This is a genomic window from Clostridium sp. ATCC 25772, from assembly GCF_001573875.1.
Classification (GTDB): Bacteria; Bacillota; Clostridia; order Clostridiales; family Clostridiaceae; genus Clostridium_J; species Clostridium_J senegalense.
In genome coordinates this window covers 1-545 of sequence record NZ_LFRG01000200.1, presented here as the reverse complement: position 1 = coordinate 545, position 545 = coordinate 1, and the positions used below count along the sequence as shown (strand labels likewise).

Below are 545 nucleotides of genomic sequence, written 5' to 3'. Positions count from 1 at the left end.
CTTTTGAAAAACTATCTAGTATTTGCAACGCTTTAGATATAGACATAAAAGAAGTTTTAGAAATTAAATAATTTTTTTACAAAAATAGTTGCATAAAAGCAACTAAATAGGCTATAATAATATATATAAAGTTAAACAAGAAGAAAGGGGACTTGGGAATGAAATTTGAAAATAGATTAGTAGTAAATGCAATAGAAGAAAAAATAACTTCTCTTAGGAATGAAGCTAAAGAGGTTTGTGAGTTTGACAAAGAAGCTTATGATATATTTTATAAAGACGAGATTGAAAGCCTTGAGAAGAGCTTACACAGTCTTAATGAGGAAGCTATGACAGTAGAAGATAGCATAGACAACGATATATTTTTCAATAGTCAATTAGAAGAACAAGAGGAAGAGATTGACGAAGATTTGGAAGCGTGGAAACTCGACCAACTCAATAAGGATTATAAGTTTGGGACTAATAGTTGGGATTTATAGGATAATAAAACAAGTAATTGAAGTTTAGTATTAAATAAAAAATGGAGGGGTTTAAAATGGAAAATAAAG

General features: G+C 28.6%; 1 protein-coding gene. It reads left to right on the top strand.

What is annotated here, in order from left to right:
• Positions 1-152 precede the first annotated feature (152 nt).
• On the top strand, positions 153-476 hold the full coding sequence (locus tag AZI32_RS17580) for a hypothetical protein (RefSeq protein ID WP_157450995.1): 324 nt from the start codon (positions 153-155) through the stop codon (positions 474-476).
• Positions 477-545 lie beyond the last annotated feature (69 nt).